Origin of the sequence: Rhizobium rhododendri, assembly GCF_007000325.2 — a bacterium.
GTDB classification, from domain to species: domain Bacteria; phylum Pseudomonadota; class Alphaproteobacteria; order Rhizobiales; family Rhizobiaceae; genus Rhizobium; species Rhizobium rhododendri.
Genome location: NZ_CP117270.1, coordinates 42,046 through 58,528, shown reverse-complemented (window position 1 = coordinate 58,528; position 16,483 = coordinate 42,046). Strand labels below are relative to the sequence as shown.

Below are 16,483 nucleotides of genomic sequence, written 5' to 3'. Positions count from 1 at the left end.
CACTTTCCTGCTTAGTTGAAACTCGAGGTCTTTAAAAACTCGGCGAGCCGCTCGGTCTTCGGCTGTACGAACATCTCCCTGGGATCGCCCTCTTCGCAGATGACACCCTGGTTCATGAAGATAACCCGGGACGACACCTCATAGGCAAAACGCATCTCGTGCGTGACCAGCAGCATGGTCATGCCATCTGCCGCCAGCCCCTTGATAACCTGCAGTACTTCGCCCACCAACTCCGGGTCCAGCGCAGAGGTCACCTCATCGAACAGCATCAGGCGCGGGGACATCGCAATCGCTCGGGCAATCGCAACGCGCTGCTGCTGGCCACCCGATAGCTGGCCGGGATAGTGATTGCTGCGCGCCGAGAGGCCGACGCGATCGAGCCAGCGCTCGGCAAGCGTCCGGGCTTCGGCTTTCGGCATCTTCTTCACCTTGATGAGACCGAGCATGACATTTTCGGCCGCTGTCATATGGGGAAAGAGATTGAATTGCTGGAAGGCCATGCCCGTCAGCGCGCGCTGGCGTGCGATTTCCCGTTCGCTTTTGCGGCGGCGCGAGCTGCCTTCGATGTGGTAGCCAATCTCCTCGCCATCGAGGTTGATGGTTCCGCCCTGGAACTCCTCGAGCATGTTGATACAGCGAAGCATCGTCGTCTTGCCGGAACCCGACGAGCCGATGATCGAGATCACCTCGCCTTCCGCGACGGAACAATCGACGCCCTGCAGCACCTCATGGTGGCCGTAGGTTTTCCGCAGGCCTTTGATTTCAAGCATGGTCCTGGCCATTGGCAAGCCTCCTCAGGATGGCAGCATGGTCTTGCGCTCGACGAATTTGCCAAAGCGCTCGATCCCGAAATTGACGACGAAATAGAGAGCGCCTGCGAGGAAATAGAACTGCAGGCTCATGAAGTTGCGCGAGATGATTTCCTGGCTGCGCAGCAACAGCTCGGCAACGCCGATGACCGAAAGCAGCGTCGACGCCTTGACGATTTCCGCAGCCGTGTTGACCCAGGCCGGAAGGCACTGGCGCAAGGCCTGCGGCCAGAGCACGGAGGTGAATGTCTGCGTGAATGTCAGGCCGATCGCCTTGGCAGCTTCCGTCTGGCCCCGGGGGATCGCCTGCAGCGCGCCGCGCACGATCTCGCCGACATGTGACGAGCAGAAGATGGCCAGTGCCAGCACGCCGGCAGAAAAAGGACCGAGGTCAAGACCGACGGCACTCGATACATAGTAGCTGGCCAGAACAAGCACGAGAACCGGCGTGCCGCGGATGATGTCGGTATAGGCCCGCACGACAAACCGCAGCGCCATGTTGCCATAGGCCAGCGCGAGCCCGACGAACACACCGACGACCGACCCGGCAAGGATGGCCAGCAGCGAGATCGATATCGTCATCATCAGCCCACTGACGATCACATAGCGGGCAATCCAGAGCTGTTCGAGGAAACTGTGGGACATCGGCTTACCTCGGCAGCGCCAGCCGGCGCTCGAAGAAGCGCATGACGGCAGCAATGAGAAGACAGGTGGCGACATAGAGAGCGGAGGTGACCATCCATGTCTCGATGACACGGAAGCTTTCGACATTGATCTTGCGGGCGGCGAAGGTCAGTTCCGGCACGGCAATGGTCGCTGCAAGCGATGTGTCCTTGAACAGGGATATGATCGTCGAGGACAGCGACGGCAGCACGTTCCGGAACATCAGCGGCGCGATAATCGAGGTGCGGATCTGGCTTGAGGTCAGGCCGATGGCGAGGCCGGCTTCGGTCAGGCCCTTCGGAATAGACAGCAGCCCGGCGCGAAATACTTCTGCCAGATAGGCGCCCGAATAGAGGGAAAGCACCAGGATGAAGCTTTTCACCTTGTCCAGCCTGAACCCCATCTGCGGCAGCGCGAAATAGGCAAACAGGACCAGCACGAGGATAGGCAGGTTGCGTATCAGCGTCACATAGCAGCGCGCCGGGATCGCCACGAACCGCTGTTTCGACAGCAAGGCAAATGCAACCACCAGGCCAATTACGGCGCCAATCACGATCGAGATGACCGCCAGGCCGAGGCTCAACGCCAAACCGCTCCAGAGAAAATCAAAATTGCGCCAGACCGCAGAGAAATTCAGCGTGTAACCCATGGTCGTCCTCGCAGAAACAGGGAGCGAGAGATGCCTCGCTCCCCTGAGCCAATTACTTGAATTCGACCGGGAAGCCGATCTGCGGCGGCGTCAGGTCCTTGCCGAACCAGGTCTTGTAGGACTTCGCATAGGTATCGAACTCGACGCCGGTCATCGCTTCATGCAGCGCCGTGTTAACGAAGTTCAGCCAGTCCTGGTCACCGCGCTTGACGCCGCAAGCATAGGTCTGCGGGTTCCAGCCATAGCCGGCGTCCTTATACCTGCCGGCGTTCTGGGTCATGTACCAGGCGAGCGATGACTGGTCGGTGGCGACAGCATCGGCCCGGCCGGATTCCAGGGCCTGGTAGATGAGATCGACGGAGTCGTACTGGTCGACCTTGGCGTCCGGAAGCGCCGCGTGGACCATGGCTTCGGCATAGACATTCTGCAGCACAGATACGGTGACCGACGAGCCTGCCGCTTTCAGCGCGGCATAATCAGCATACTGGCCGTCAGCCTTCAGCATGAGGCCGACGCCTTCGCGGTAATAGGGAATGGTGAAGGCAATCTGCTGGGCGCGCTCGCCGGTGACAGTCATGAACTGGCAGGTGATGTCGACCTTGTTCGTGGTAATGTTCGGAATACGGGCGTCGGACGACTGGTTGACGTATTCGATCTTGTCCGGGTCGCCGAACAAAGCCTTGGCGATGATGTGGCCCATGTCGACATCGAAGCCCTGCAGCTTGTCGTCCGCACTTTTGAAGTGCCACGGCGCATTGGTGCTGCCGGTACCCATTACCAGGTGGCCGCGTGCCAGCACTTCATCGAGCTTGCTGCCGTCGGCAAGAACAGGGCTGGAAAGAGCTGCTGCTGCGGCCAGGGCGATCAGGCCGGCACGAATAGAAAAGGTCATGACGTTCCCCTTAAGAAGATGATTTATTGACTGTCCAATATACCGGACATGCGTCTGTTTTACTGGATTTTGATAAAGAGCTTTATCAGCCATGAATTGTCAAGCGGACGACGCTAAAAAATTCGCACCGTTTTTCAGTGGCTAAATTTGTGGCAGTGCAGCAATTTGGGGGAACCGGAGGCCAGTCGGGAAGTGTCGGCAAAGGGCGTGACGTTGCCCTGAAATCTGCGGCTGAGGGTGGCAAGCGCAACACCGGGCATTTTCAAAATATGCCGAACAGCGCTAACCGACCAATTAGCCTGTATTCTAGAAATACTTGCGTTTCAGCGGCCGGAAGCATGTCGCGTGCCGTCGGGCATGCCAGCGCTCAACAGTCTCTCTCCAAGCTCTGGCTTGGGACGGCTGCGTCAGCCCTAGGGCTTGCAACCGATGCACGCCCGGTCCTTGCAAGGTAGACTTCAATACCGGCACGGGTCAGGAAGGATGCGAGACCGACGAGGATGGCGACCACGCGGATAAGCATCTCGTCCCGATCCACCTTTGTCTGTCGGGCGGCAAGAAGTGATTTTTCGGTTTCGGTCACATCCCCAATGACCCGCCGGATGCTGTCCATCGTGGCTTTCTGCATCATTTCGAGTTCCATCGTCCTCGCCGCCTCGAAACCCTTGACGTCGTGCGTGGTTATCGATTGCTGCAAGTCCGCGAGCTTCTCGTCGATAAGACCGTTCAGCCTGCGCACCCGTTCCACCTGAACTGTGTTGTCGGAGATCGATACCGCCAAGGTCGCGCGCAGTTGCGTCAGTCTCGTCAAGGCCTTTTCGTACGGATCCAGATAGCGGCTATCTCCGCTCAACAGGTATCCCCGCTGTCCCGTCTCGGCATCGTCGAGGCCGATCAGTACGTCTTTGGTGGTGTCTATGACCTGATAGGCGTGGACGACGAGTTGTTGATGGTTGCTCAGCAAACTATGCGTCCAGCTGGTGGCAACGACGCCGCATGCGATGACCATACCGACCGGAATAGACCGCAGCAGCACAGGCGTCGTCAGATATGAGCGCCTCAGCCCTTGCCACGACCAGTCCATCATTCACCTCCCGTCACGATCCTGAAACACGCAATACCTCAGGCTCGAATCCGCCCTTACTTAATGGTCATCGTGCAGATAGCGTGCCTGGCGGGGGAGTCTTAGGGCGACGAGGAAGGCGATTATCATCATGATGGTGACATACCAGTAGAACAGCTGCTCGTTTCCGGCGTTCTTCATCGATAGCGCCACGAATTCTGCGGAGCCGCCGAATATAGCGTTGCCCACGGCATAAGCGAGACCCACGCCGAGGGCGCGCACTTCGGCCGGAAACATCTCGGCTTTCACGATGCCGCTGATCGAAGTGTAGAAGCTGACGATGGCGAGTGCGACCACGATCAGGACGCCTGCTATGACGGGGTCGGTGACGTGCTGCAGCGTGACGAGGATCGGCAACGTGCAAAGAGTGCCGAGCCCGCCGAACAGCAGCATGTTGTTGCGGCGGCCGATCCGGTCGGACAAGGCACCGAATATCGGCTGCATGCACATGTAGAGGAACAGCGCCACGGTCATCACGTAGCTCGCCGTTTTCACCGGCATGTGGACCGTATTGACGAGATATTTCTGCATGTACGTGGTGAAGGTGTAAAAGATCAGCGACCCGCCGGCGGTGTAGCCGAGGACCGTCAGGAAAGCGGGGGTATGATTGCGGAAAAGTGCCGAGAGCGAGCCTGCTTCCTTGCTGTTGCGGGTTTCAGCATTCTGGGTCTCCGTCAGGGTGCGACGCAGGAAGATCGATACGACGGCAGCGACGGCACCGATTGCAAAGGGAATGCGCCAGCCCCACTCGGTGATCTGTTCGCTGGTCATCAGCGCCTCGATGATGACGATCACCAGCACCGCCAGCAGTTGCCCGCCGATCAGCGTGACATACTGGAAAGACGAGAAGAAGCCGCGCCGGCCGCGCAATGCGACTTCGGACATGTAGGTTGCGGTCGTGCCGTATTCGCCGCCCACCGACAGACCCTGGATCAACCGTGCGACCAGCAGCAGGAAGGGCGCGAGGACCCCGACCTGCGCATAGGTCGGCAGGACCGCGATCATCAGCGAGCCGCCGCACATCATCGATACCGAGATCAGCATCGAGGTCTTGCGCCCGAGACGATCGGCGACGCGGCCGAAGAGCCAACCGCCGATCGGCCGCATCAGGAAGCCCGCAGCGAAAACCCCGGCCGTCTGAAGCAGCTGGACCGTCGGATCCTGGTTGGGGAAAAACGAGCTTTTGAAATAGAGCGCGGTGAAGGCGTAGACGTAGAAATCGAACCATTCCACAAGGTTGCCCGAAGATGCAGCCATGATCGCAACGATGCGGTGGCGGGTTTCCTCGGCCGTGTAAGGCACCGTGGTCGTGGTGGCTGGGTCTGACAAGATTTCCTCCTCCCGGATCATGCGGATCAACATGCAAAGCGCGTTGCGGAAGAGATCTAGAACCGCCAGCGGGAGATGCAACCTAAAAACGTAATGTTTGCGGGATGAGCCTGCCTTTTACCCAAGGTTATGAGAGCCCACGCCGGAGCACCCCGCACTGCGCACAATTGCTCTGCGGCGTCTTCCGGCGATGCGAGAATGCTCAGGAGTTTGACTGCGGCAGGCACCCCTGCATGAGGTCCACAAACGGCGACCTGCATCGCCGTTCGGAGAAACCAGGAGACCTGCAGCTATCCGCCGATCATCAGCTTGACGATCTCGTCATGAGTGGTTTCGGCAATCTTTCTTTCGCCGGCAACGATGCCGCGACGCAGGACGACGATCCGGTCGGAGACGGCAAAAATATCCTGCAGGTTATGGGAAATGAAAACCACGCCTCGCCCTTGCGCTTTCAGGGATTTGATGAGCGCCACGACCTTGCGCTGCTCGGGCACGCCGAGGGCTGCCGTCGGCTCGTCCATGATCAGGATGCGGGCATTCCAGTAGACGGCACGGCCGATTGCCACCGCCTGCCGCTGGCCGCCGGAAAAGTTGCTAACCGGCGCATCGAGACGTTTTACATGGAAATCCAGTGTCGCCATCGTCTTGCGGGCAGCCTCGGCCATAGCCTGGCGATCGATGACCGGCAGGAAGCCGAAGGCCTTTTTCATCGGCTCGCGGCCGAGGAAGATGTTGGCACCGATGGTCAGGTTATCGGCAAGCGCCAGGTCCTGATAGATCGTCTCGATGCCTTTTTCCCGCGCGTCCTGCGGCGAGGAAAACGACACAGGCTTGCCCTCGATGAGGATGTCTCCGGAGGTCGGCGGATAGACGCCGGAAATCGTCTTGATCATTGTCGTCTTGCCGGCGCCATTGTCTCCAGCCAGCGCTACCACTTCGCCGGGATGGACGACCAGCGAGCAGTTTTCCAGCGCTTTGACCGCGCCGAAGCTGCGGGACAGGTTGCGGACTTCGAGCAGAGGGGTCTGGCTATTCATCTTGCTTTGCTCCGGTGAACCGGCGCTGGGCCTGGTCAATGAGAACCGAAATGATGATGACGACGCCCACGGCGATGAACTGCCAGAAGGGTTCGACATTGAGGAAGACGAGACCGTACTGGATGACGGCGATGACCAGCGCGCCGGCAACGGTTCCGAGGATCGATCCGGATCCGCCAAAGAGGCTGGCACCACCGATGACCACGGCCGCAACGCAATCGAGTAACAGCGGTTCGCCCGCCTGGGCAGCACCTGCCGTGAAGCGCGCGGCATAGAGCGCACCGCCAAGGCCAGCGCAGGCCGCCGACAGCATGTAAAGCCGCATCAGATGGCGCTTGATATCGATCCCGGCGCGACGGGCAGCCTGTGCGTTGGCGCCGATCGCGTAGTTATGCTGGCCGAAGCGGGTCTGGCTGAGCAGGTAATGCATGAGCAGCACAAACACCGCCGTGACGATGACCAGGTAGGGAATGCCGAAGATGCGGCCGTTGCCCAGGATGGCGAAATAGTCGTTGTTGACAGGCACCGTCGTTCCACCGGCGAGCAGGAAAGCCGCGCCGCGTGCGACGCCGAACATACCGAGCGTGCCGATGAAGGGCGGAACTTTCAGCCGCGATATCAGCAGCCCGTTGACGACGCCCGGAATGGTGGCGACCAGGATGGCGACGAGAATGCCGAAGATCATGGCAGCCGGCAGCGGCATGTAGAGGCCGGCTATGTTGGTCATGTGCGCAGCCACCACGGCGGCAAGCCCCATGATAAAGCCCATCGACAAATCGATGCCGCCCGAAATGATGACGAAGGTCTGGCCGATGGCAAGAAGCAGCGGCGCAACGGCAAAGATCGCGATCGACTGCCAATTGAAAGGCGAGAACACGAATGTTCCGCCGAACGAAAGGCGTGACCAGATCTCGAACACGAGGATCAGCGCGGCGAGAAACAACCAGGCACGCAATTGGGCGATCCGCGTGATCAGGCTTTTGGTCTGGTCGGCATGGTCCGCCTGAGGCGCGACATGCAGGTCCGCCTTCGGCGGGGTTTCGACAGTGCTTGTCATTTTTTCATCCAGGAGCAGGGCCTGCGGCCTAAGGCTGCATGCGTTACAAATTGACGCTGGAAACCGCCCGCGGAGGATAGAGACCGACCGCGGGCGCCCTTTGGATTAGTCAGAGTAGATGTACTTCGCGACCTTTGGGTCGGACACATTGGCCTTGTTGATGATGGTAAAGCCCGTGCCGATTGCGGTCGGGATGGAATTGCCGGTCAGGTGCGCATAGGCGGCCATGACACCGAAATAGCCGATCTCGGCCGGATGCTGGGCGATGGCAACATCGACCAGGCCGGACTTGAGATTGTCGACCATGCTGGTCGGTGCATCGAAGGCGACGACCTTGACCGCGCCCGTCTTGCCCGCCTGCTTGACGCCTGTGGCCGATCCGAGAGCCGAAAACAGGTTGGCGCCGAACACACCGACGAGATCCGGGTTGCGGGCAAAGACTGCCTGAACCTGGGACGCTGCCTTGTTGGCATCGTTGTCGTTGAACTGCGTGTCGAGCACTTGGATATTCGGATGGTTGGCGGCCATTTCCTTCTTGAAGCCCTGCTCGCGCTGGTCGGTCGTCGAGACGCCCGGCTTGACGTTGGAGACATAGACCTTGCCCTTGTCGCCAACGGCAGTTGCCAGCGCGCGGGCAGCGATTTCACCGCCGAGCACATTGTCGGATGCGATGTAGGAGAGCGGGAAATCGGCATTGCCGGCGCCGGTTTGATACACGCCCGTGCCGATGAACGTATCGACGGTGATAACCGGAATACCGGCGTCGCTCGCCTTTTTCAGCGGCTGGACCAGCTGGTCCTTGTCGGTCGGGGCGATCAGGATGGCATCAGGCTTCTTGGCAATGACCGCGTCAAGCACCGGCACCTGCGTGACCGGATTGAAATCGGGTGCACCCTGGAACACCAGTTGAGCGCCAACAGCCTTGGCAGCAGCCTCGGCACCCTTGCGCATGGTGATGTAGAAAGCGTCTGTGGTCAGGCCGGGTACGAGTGCGATTGTATATTTCTTGTCCGCAGCGCCGGCGTGACCTGCGGTCAGGGCTGTGGATGTTACAATTGCCGCAGCAGCGGCAACCTTGAAGAATGAACGACGCTTCATAGTCTCCTCCATTATGAGCTAGTGTTCTATGCTAGACGGCGTCCCCTCCTGGAAACCGGCCAACACGATCCTCATGCCGAGATGCACCTCTCGTCAAGTGAAATTTCTTCCTGAAACGAATTTCCTTATTTTTGAATGAATGCGAATGGACTTTCCGAGATGCTCAGCGTGTCGCTTCCGCGCGCAGAATGTCGAGGATGGCCTGCGCGGTGGCGGTGTCCGTAACGAGGGCATTGATCATGCCCGCGCGCACTGCGCCGATGACGCCGGCCGCCTTCTCGACGGTGGCAACGACGCCGATCGCCAATCCGGTACGACGCAATTGCTCGGGCGAAGCTGCAATCATCCGCTCCTCGCCTACCCAGGTCAGCATCCGGCCATCGATGTCGACATAGTGGCGGATGACATCGCCGACGGCACTCAGCGCCTGCTCGTTCAGCGTGGCGGCACTCGCTTCGGGTGGATTTATGGCGTGGGGAAGTCCTATTCCGACGATGCAGCAATCCATGCGGTCCCAAAGACCAGTGGTCTCGCGCACGAAGGGGTCGCTGAGAAATGCCTCGCGCAGATCCGTCGAAGAGAGATACGGCGCGTGCAGGAAACGGGGCGTGCCGCCGACATGTTCGGCAGCCAGGCGGACAAACTCATTGATCTGGAAGTGCTGCGCCGCCTGCTGCATGCCGCCGTTCAACGGCACCACCAGCATACCGGGAATACGGGGCAGGCCAACCATCAGCACTTCGCGAATAGCCCTCCCCCAGCCTATGCCGAGCACCGAGCCGGTTCCGAGGCCCTCATCTTTCAGCAGGTTTCCCAAGGGGGCAGCGAGAGACCCCAGAACCCCCGAGGCCGGCGTATCGATCACCGCAGCGCGCTTCAGCTTGAGCGCCTCGATCAGTTCGAGCCTGATCTCGTCCGGTGAGGCGAGGTCTAGAACTTCGATCCTGACAATCCCGACTGCACGGGCCTTCTGCAGCAGGCGGGACACCGTCGCCGTCGAGACACCCACCTTCTTGGCAATGTCAACCTGCGACATGTCTGCCTCATAGTGCAGCTTTGCAACCATGTGCAGCATGGCGCGCGATGCCGGAGTTTCTTGCGAAGGCTGCGGAGGCACTCTTGCAATTCCTTTCTGAAACGTGTTACATGAACGAGACTTGGAGGAGTTATCGCTGAAAAGCGGCTAAACCGCAATCCTGCCGAAATGCCTAAAAATCAAGGCTATCCCATCGCCAACCGCACCCGGTGGCGCATCGCAGAATTGTGACCGTTTTCAGAGGCTCCGTCGAGCAATTGATCAGCAACCGCCCATAATTCAGCGGACAGGGAGTAGATGTGATGACAGCCATGACGACAGCGGAACAGCGCGCGTATCAGCAAATCTGCGGAGCCAACGGCGCAATGATGGTGATCGCGTGCGACCAGCGTGGCGGAATGCGGTCGCTTCTCGCCTCGACGCCCGAGGAGCAGGCGAAGATCGGCAACGACATGCTCGGCGATACCAAGGCCGATATTACCCGCCACCTCGCCGCCCACGCCGGCTGCGTGCTGGTCGATCCGATCTGCGCCGTACCGCATCTCGTTGATCGCGGCATTCTTCCGCGCGACACCGGGCTTCTGATCGGCCTCGACGCATCCGGTTGGGACACATCGCCGGAAGGCTACCGCATTTCCAAGATGGTGGAAGGCATCGATGCCCGGCGCGTTCGCCAACTCGGCGGCACCGGCGGCAAGATCATGGTCTATCTGCGCATGGATGTTCCGGAGGCCAACACGCAGAACCTTGCAACATTGAAGCACTTCATCGAGGATTTCGGTCGCGAGGATCTGCTGCTCGTCGTCGAGTTCCTGACCTACCGGCTCGAAGGTGAAAGCCCTGCGGAATACGAAGCGAAAGTGCCGGCCCTGATCTTCGAAGGCTCGCGCGCATGCCTGGAATTGGGTTCCAAGGTGCTGAAGATCCCTTACCCTGGCTCGGAAGAAGCCTGCGCCAACATCACCAAGCTTGCCGGCAACGTTCCATGGGCCGTGCTGTCGGCCGGTGTCGATCACGAGACCTTTCTCGTCCAGGTCGAAGCAGCCATGAAGAACGGCGCTTCGGGCGTCATTGCAGGCCGTTCGCTTTGGAAGGACTGCATTTCGATAGACCGGGAAATCTCGGAAAAGAAGCTTTCGACGATCGCGGTTTCGAGATTGAAGGATATCCAGGCGATCATTGCGCGCTATTACAATACGCGCACCAGCAAGGCAGCATAAGGTCCGGTCGCAGACATGAAAACGCAGCAATGTGCAATCGGCGTCGATATCGGCGGTACGAATATTCGCGCTGCACTGATCTCCGCGACCGGAGAGATCCTGAGCAAGAAGATCGTTCCCGGGAGCCGCGACCGGGAAACGGCCATCGACATCATCTCAGGCCTCATCCGCGAGATCGATGGTCCACAGGTCGTGGCCATCGGCATCGGCGTTCCCGGGCGCGTCGATGCCCATGCGGGGGCCGTGCTGTCCGGCGGTTATCTCGATCTGTCGAGCTGCGATTTCAGGACGCTGATCGAAAGCGCGTTCGGCAAGCCGGTGGCCATTGCAAATGACTGCAGCATGGCGCTGCTCGGCGAGACCGGCGTCGGCGCATCACGCGGCGCCCGCAGCGCCGTGATGCTGACGATCGGCACTGGAATCGGCGGTGCGGCGATGGAAAACGGGCGTATCGTCAACGGCAAGCAAAGTGCCGGGCAGCTTGGCCATATCGTCGTCAACCACGGCGGCCGGCAATGCATCTGCGGACAGGTCGGATGCGTCGAAACCGAATCTTCGGGAACCGCGCTTGGGCGCCACCTTGACGAAGCCGGATATCCGGCCGGAACGCGGTTCGAGGATATCCTCAGCCAGGCACGGGACGGAGACGACCGCGCCCTCGGCGTCATCAGGAACTGGGCGGGACCGCTTCGCGCGGCGCTCGGAACACTATCGGCAGCCTTCGATCCAGCCATGCTGCTGCTCGGTGGAGGCATGGGACAGGCGGCAGTCGAGGCGCTGGCGTTTCTTCCGGCCGTGTCAGGCTGGAACTGCACGCCGGTCAGAGCCGCAGCACTCGGTGACGATGCGGGCATAGTAGGCGCAGGGCTCGCAGCCCACGAACTCGCCAGGCAGCGGCAAGGCTGGCCTTCGCGCCAGGCCAGCGGCAAACGCGTGCTCATGGTCAACGGCATACCCGCATCGGGCAAGAGCCGCCTCTCGCATGCGGTGTCCGAGGCAACGGGATGGCCGATCCTTGCCCTCGACACGGTCAAGAACCCATTTCTCGAATACATCGAAGACGTCGACCGGTTGTTCAACCGGACGCTCGGCAAGGCGAGCTATAAGGCGATATGGTCGGTTATCCGCGATGCGCCCGACGGTTCGACCTTCATAGTCGATGCGTGGTTCGGCTTTCAGCCGCTCGAACTCCTTAAGGAGCATATAGAAATGTCCGGCGCCACGGACATTGCCGAGATCTGGTGTCACGCGCCGGGAGAGATCCTGGCAGAGCGATATGCTGCCCGGCTGGAGAAACGCCTTCCCGGCCATCCCGGGGCTTCCTATATCCCAGAACTGATCGAACTGGCCAAACGGGCCGGCCCTTCCGCAATCGGCCCGGTCTACGATGTCGATACCACGCAATTTCCGGATGACGACGCTGCCGTCAGATGGGCAAAATTGGTGCTCTCCGGGATGACGCCAGCGTCATAAACCGGAACCGAGCTATCCGCTCTACTTCGCAAGCCGCAACGGATTGACGACAAGGGTGACCACAACGCCGCCCTCGAACCATTCGTACTTGATGGAACCTTGAAGCTGGCCGGTAACGCTTCGCTCGACGAGCTTGCTGCCGTAGCCTCCGACGCCGGTGGGTGCGCGGACCTTGGGTCCCCCGCGCTCTGTCCAAACGATCGTCACGGCTTCGTCATGCGCCGAGCATGAAACATCGAGTATCCCGGTATCCACCGACAGCGCACCGTACTTCAGGGAATTGGTTGCCAGTTCATGGACGATCAGCGCCAGGATTGTCGTTGCCGATTCCCCGACGCTCATGCGCGGTACGGAAACGCGGATACGCCCGCTGAATGCGCCGAGATCGTCATAGGGCGCAAGCAGAACGGTAAGCAGGTCGCCAAGAAGCGCCGACGCTTCCTTCGTCTGGCCGGGTACGGGCCGCACCAGATCGTGGGCACGACCGAGAGCCGTCAACCGCAGTGTCAGCTCTCGCGCCATATCGTTGGTGGTCTCAGTCGAGCGGGAAGTGATAGCCGTTAACCCTGCAGCGATCGCCAGAAGATTCTTGACGCGATGGCTCATCTCGCCAGCCAGCAGTTCACGGCCTTCTTCCGCCTGCTTGCGTCCGGTGACATCGATAAAAATACCGAACATGATCCGCTTGACCATTCCAGCATCGTCACCTTGGCCGCGCGCCGAAATCCATTTGAGCTCTTCGCCGATTATAACGCGGAAATCGATCTCGTAGGCGCCGATGAGAGCCCTTGTCGCCGTGAAGGCAGCCCGCACGCGATCACGGTCAGCCGGGTGGATGTGGGCAGAAAGGTCTTCGAAATTGATATCCTGGCCGCGCGGAATTCCCCACAAGTCATAGGCATGATCGTCCATAGCCAAGGCATCCGTGTCCACATTCCACGACCATAATGTGACGCCGGCCGCCTGAATCGCGCGTACCAGGTTTTTGGGTTCCCAAAGAAGAGGTTTCAAGGCTTCTGCTGTCGTGGTCATGGAAACTCCGGAATCTGGCTGCTGGCAATGCAATGCGGTATAGCTCTATGCGCAGTTAAAAGTCCAAATTGTCAAAAACACTCTTCATTGGCAACCTCGCCATGATTGCATCCACGAGTAGCGATACTCATCCGCAATCCAGAAGAGAGTCACCCGAGCCCGGAGAAAGTAACCGCAGGGTCCCGCGTGCGAAATCGCATCTACTCGGGAAACAGGCTGGTGAAACGCAACGCCCTGCCGCCGGTGGCGACCACTTCGTTCATCTCTTTTTCCAGCAGATCGCGATCGTCGGCGCCGCGCAGCAAACGCCCCGACAGCGCATCGAAGCGGCCGCTGGCGATATCGACGATGAGGCCGGCGGCACGCGACGGAGGCACGTCTACGCCATCGGCAAACAGCTGCTGGATTGCGGGAAGGTGCTTTTTCCCTTCCTCCGACAGGAGCTGCATTTCCGTCATAGTCGTCCGCACCAGTCCCGGATCCACCGCGAAAGCGAGAACACCGCCTTCCCTGGTGGTATCGTTGAGACATTCGGTAAAGCGCATAATCGCTGCCTTGCTCGACGCGTAGCCGGAGCCGTTCGGAAAGCTGTTGCCGGTGCCGCCGCCGACAAGGTTGACGATGCGGCCCTTGCCGCGCTCAAGCATCGCGGGTGCAAGCGATCGCGACGTATGAAAGCTGCCACGCAGATTGATTTCGACATCTTGCCACCAGACATCGGGATCGCATTCCCAGATCGGTCCGAACGCACGGAAGGAGCCGTGATTGTTGACCAGCAGGTCGACCGGGCCGAGCTTTTCGGCGATGAGCGCAGTCGCGCGCTCTACCGCATGCCGATCGACGAGGTCGACTGGCAGTGCGAACGCCGTCCCGCCGTCCTCGCGGATCAGCGATTCCGTTTCGGCAATCTCGCTGCCAGTCCGTGCCACGACTGCGACTGCGGCACCGGCTTTGGCGAGATGACGAGCGATTTCGCGGCCTATGCCCCGGCCGGCACCTGTCACCAGGCACACGGTTCCATCCAGCTTGTTCAAGAGAGCCTCCTCGTTCCGACCGGCATCAGGGCAACACCCATCCAGTCCATCCCGGACTGGACATATGGCGTGTCCGCCGAAATTCAACGCGGCAGCCCCTACATTGCCGAGCGGAGCGCGCAGCTTTCAAAAGATCCGGTAACGCCTCGACAGCGTAAGGGATTGCACCAAAAGATGTCCCTCACCTGAAAGCCCTGCGATGAAGCCCGTCCGTCACCTCATCTTCGTTCTCGGCGATCAGCTGTCCGCCTCCCTTTCGAGCCTCGAAGGCGCCGATCCGGAGCAGGATGTGATCCTGATGTGCGAGGTCATCGAAGAAGCGAGCTATGTGCCGCATCACAAGTTGAAGATTGCGCTGATTTTCTCGGCCATGCGGCATTTCGCCGAGGAACTTCGCGCCAGGGGGTTCGAGCTGCGATATACGCGACTGGACGACCCCGAGAATGCCGGCTCGTTTACCGGCGAACTCGCCCGCGCCGTCGCCGCCGTGTCGCCTCAGGGCGTCGTCGTCACCGAGGGTTCCGAATGGCGGGTCTTGCAGTCGCAGGAAGGCTGGAAATCGACCCTCGAAGTTCCCGTCGAGATCAGGACCGACACCCGCTTCCTGTGCTCCGTAGCGATGTTCCGGGAATGGGCGGCGGGAAGACGCTCACTGACGATGGAATATTTCTATCGCGACATGCGCCGGAAAACCGGCCTGCTGATGCGAGGCGCGGAACCCGAGGGCGGCAAATGGAACTTCGATGCCGAAAATCGAAAGCCGGCAAAACCGGATATGTTTCGCCCGAAGCACCCGGTTTTCCAACCTGACGCGATCACCACCGAGGTCCTCGATCTCGTCGAGCGGACATTTGCCGGGAACATGGGCTCGACGAAGAACTTCGGATTTGCCGTCACCCGCGCCGATGCAGAGACCGCATCCGAGGCTTTCATACGTGATTTTCTACCGAACTTCGGCGAAACCCAGGATGCGATGCTGAGAGACGAGCCGTTTCTCAACCACGCACTGCTATCGTTCTATATCAACATCGGCCTGCTCGACCCGCTGGCTGTCTGCCGCGCAGCAGAGCGGGCCTATCTCGAAGGATCGGCGCCGCTGAATGCGGTGGAAGGCTTCATCCGCCAGATCATCGGCTGGCGGGAATATATAAGAGGCATCTACTGGCTGAAGATGCCAGGATATGAAAACAGCAATGTCTTCGAAGCCAGCCGGCCGCTTCCGGCGTTTTTCTGGACCGGCGACACCGAGATGACCTGCCTTTCGACTGTCATCACGCAAACGATGACCCATGCCTATGCGCACCATATCCACCGCCTGATGGTGGTCGGGAATTTCTCTATGCTGGCTGCCCTCGATCCCCACGCCGTCCACGAATGGTATCTGTCTGTCTATGCGGACGCCTTCGAATGGGTGGAGCTTCCAAACGTGATCGGCATGAGCCAGTTTGCCGATGGTGGCTTCATGGCGTCCAAACCCTATGCCGCCAGCGGCGCCTATATCGACCGGATGTCCGATTACTGCAAAGATTGCCGATACGACGTATCGAAGAAGGTCGGCGACGATGCCTGTCCGCTGAACGCGCTCTACTGGGACTTCCTCGATCGCAACAAATCCGTCCTGTCGAAAAATCAGCGTCTGGCGCAGGTCTACGCATCCTGGAACCGCATGGAGGATGGCAAGCGACAAGCATACAGGGCCAGCGCTGCAGCGTTTCTCCAGAAACTCGATACCGGCGAGAAAGTCTAATGAAGCCCCGCCTCTCCATGACGAGACCCGCACCATGCCGAAAATGAAAAAGAAGGCGGACCTGCCGACGAAAATCTGCGCATCATGCGGCCTGCCCTTCACCTGGCGCAAGAAATGGGCTGCCAGCTGGAGCGATGTCAAGTTCTGCTCGGAGCGCTGCCGCCGCACCAGGTCCGACACCAAGCCGACCCCCGTCAGTTGAACGTGCCGTTTGATGCACGATTGAATAAATCAAAATTCTCGATATAGAAGATCATCCATTTCCTGAAGGCTGATCGGACTTT

The 16,483-nt window shown here is 59.8% G+C and carries 16 protein-coding genes; 4 read left to right on the top strand and 12 right to left on the bottom strand.

The features are described from left to right. Positions 1–11 precede the first annotated feature (11 nt). The 10 genes from PR018_RS27055 to PR018_RS27010 form a co-directional block, all read right to left on the bottom strand. On the bottom strand, positions 12–782 hold the full coding sequence (locus PR018_RS27055; protein WP_142824992.1) for an amino acid ABC transporter ATP-binding protein: 771 nt from the start codon (positions 780–782) through the stop codon (positions 12–14). 12 nt (positions 783–794) lie between these two features. Beyond that, a complete protein-coding gene (locus PR018_RS27050; protein ID WP_142824991.1) occupies positions 795–1,454 on the bottom strand; it encodes an amino acid ABC transporter permease in 660 nt (219 codons plus the stop codon). Between the two features lie 4 nt (positions 1,455–1,458). Then, on the bottom strand, positions 1,459–2,121 hold the full coding sequence (locus PR018_RS27045) for an amino acid ABC transporter permease (protein WP_142824990.1): 663 nt from the start codon (positions 2,119–2,121) through the stop codon (positions 1,459–1,461). A gap of 52 nt (positions 2,122–2,173) precedes the next feature. After that, on the bottom strand, positions 2,174–3,013 hold the full coding sequence (locus PR018_RS27040; protein WP_142824989.1) for a transporter substrate-binding protein: 840 nt from the start codon (positions 3,011–3,013) through the stop codon (positions 2,174–2,176). 367 nt (positions 3,014–3,380) lie between these two features. Further along, positions 3,381–4,100, bottom strand: a complete 720-nt coding sequence (locus PR018_RS27035) for a CHASE3 domain-containing protein (RefSeq protein WP_142824988.1) — start codon at positions 4,098–4,100, stop codon at positions 3,381–3,383. Positions 4,101–4,157: 57 nt separating this feature from the next. Beyond that, complete coding sequence (locus tag PR018_RS27030) at positions 4,158–5,465, bottom strand: MFS family transporter (RefSeq protein WP_224127992.1); 1,308 nt, start codon at positions 5,463–5,465, stop codon at positions 4,158–4,160. A gap of 290 nt (positions 5,466–5,755) precedes the next feature. Further along, positions 5,756–6,502: an ATP-binding cassette domain-containing protein gene (locus PR018_RS27025; RefSeq protein WP_142824987.1), complete on the bottom strand. Its 747-nt coding sequence runs from the start codon at positions 6,500–6,502 to the stop codon at positions 5,756–5,758. Beyond that, the gene (locus PR018_RS27020) at positions 6,495–7,559 is read right to left on the bottom strand and encodes an ABC transporter permease subunit (RefSeq protein ID WP_142824986.1); all 1,065 of its coding nucleotides are present in this window, start codon (positions 7,557–7,559) and stop codon (positions 6,495–6,497) included. The genes PR018_RS27025 and PR018_RS27020 overlap by 8 nt, the downstream gene beginning before the upstream one ends. A gap of 105 nt (positions 7,560–7,664) precedes the next feature. Further along, positions 7,665–8,657, bottom strand: coding sequence for an ABC transporter substrate-binding protein (locus PR018_RS27015; RefSeq protein WP_142824985.1), 993 nt, complete (start codon positions 8,655–8,657; stop codon positions 7,665–7,667). A 163-nt stretch (positions 8,658–8,820) separates the two neighbouring features. Beyond that, the gene (locus PR018_RS27010) at positions 8,821–9,732 is read right to left on the bottom strand and encodes a sugar-binding transcriptional regulator (RefSeq protein WP_142829478.1); all 912 of its coding nucleotides are present in this window, start codon (positions 9,730–9,732) and stop codon (positions 8,821–8,823) included. A gap of 263 nt (positions 9,733–9,995) precedes the next feature. Between PR018_RS27010 and PR018_RS27005 the strand changes: the two genes are divergently transcribed. Together PR018_RS27005 and PR018_RS27000 are read left to right on the top strand one after the other, a co-directional pair. After that, positions 9,996–10,913, top strand: a complete 918-nt coding sequence (locus PR018_RS27005; protein ID WP_142824984.1) for a tagatose-bisphosphate aldolase — start codon at positions 9,996–9,998, stop codon at positions 10,911–10,913. Positions 10,914–10,928: 15 nt separating this feature from the next. Beyond that, the gene (locus PR018_RS27000; protein ID WP_142824983.1) at positions 10,929–12,386 is read left to right on the top strand and encodes an ROK family protein; all 1,458 of its coding nucleotides are present in this window, start codon (positions 10,929–10,931) and stop codon (positions 12,384–12,386) included. Between the two features lie 21 nt (positions 12,387–12,407). Here PR018_RS27000 and PR018_RS26995 read toward each other — a convergent pair whose 3' ends face one another. Together PR018_RS26995 and PR018_RS26990 are read right to left on the bottom strand one after the other, a co-directional pair. Next, positions 12,408–13,418, bottom strand: a complete 1,011-nt coding sequence (locus PR018_RS26995) for a sensor histidine kinase (RefSeq protein ID WP_142824982.1) — start codon at positions 13,416–13,418, stop codon at positions 12,408–12,410. 200 nt (positions 13,419–13,618) lie between these two features. Beyond that, positions 13,619–14,452, bottom strand: coding sequence for an SDR family NAD(P)-dependent oxidoreductase (locus PR018_RS26990; protein WP_142824981.1), 834 nt, complete (start codon positions 14,450–14,452; stop codon positions 13,619–13,621). A 199-nt stretch (positions 14,453–14,651) separates the two neighbouring features. Between PR018_RS26990 and PR018_RS26985 the strand changes: the two genes are divergently transcribed. Further along, a complete protein-coding gene (locus tag PR018_RS26985; protein ID WP_142824980.1) occupies positions 14,652–16,199 on the top strand; it encodes a cryptochrome/photolyase family protein in 1,548 nt (515 codons plus the stop codon). A gap of 34 nt (positions 16,200–16,233) precedes the next feature. Beyond that, positions 16,234–16,401: a DUF2256 domain-containing protein gene (locus PR018_RS26980; protein ID WP_142824979.1), complete on the top strand. Its 168-nt coding sequence runs from the start codon at positions 16,234–16,236 to the stop codon at positions 16,399–16,401. The last annotated feature ends 82 nt before the right edge of the window (positions 16,402–16,483 follow it).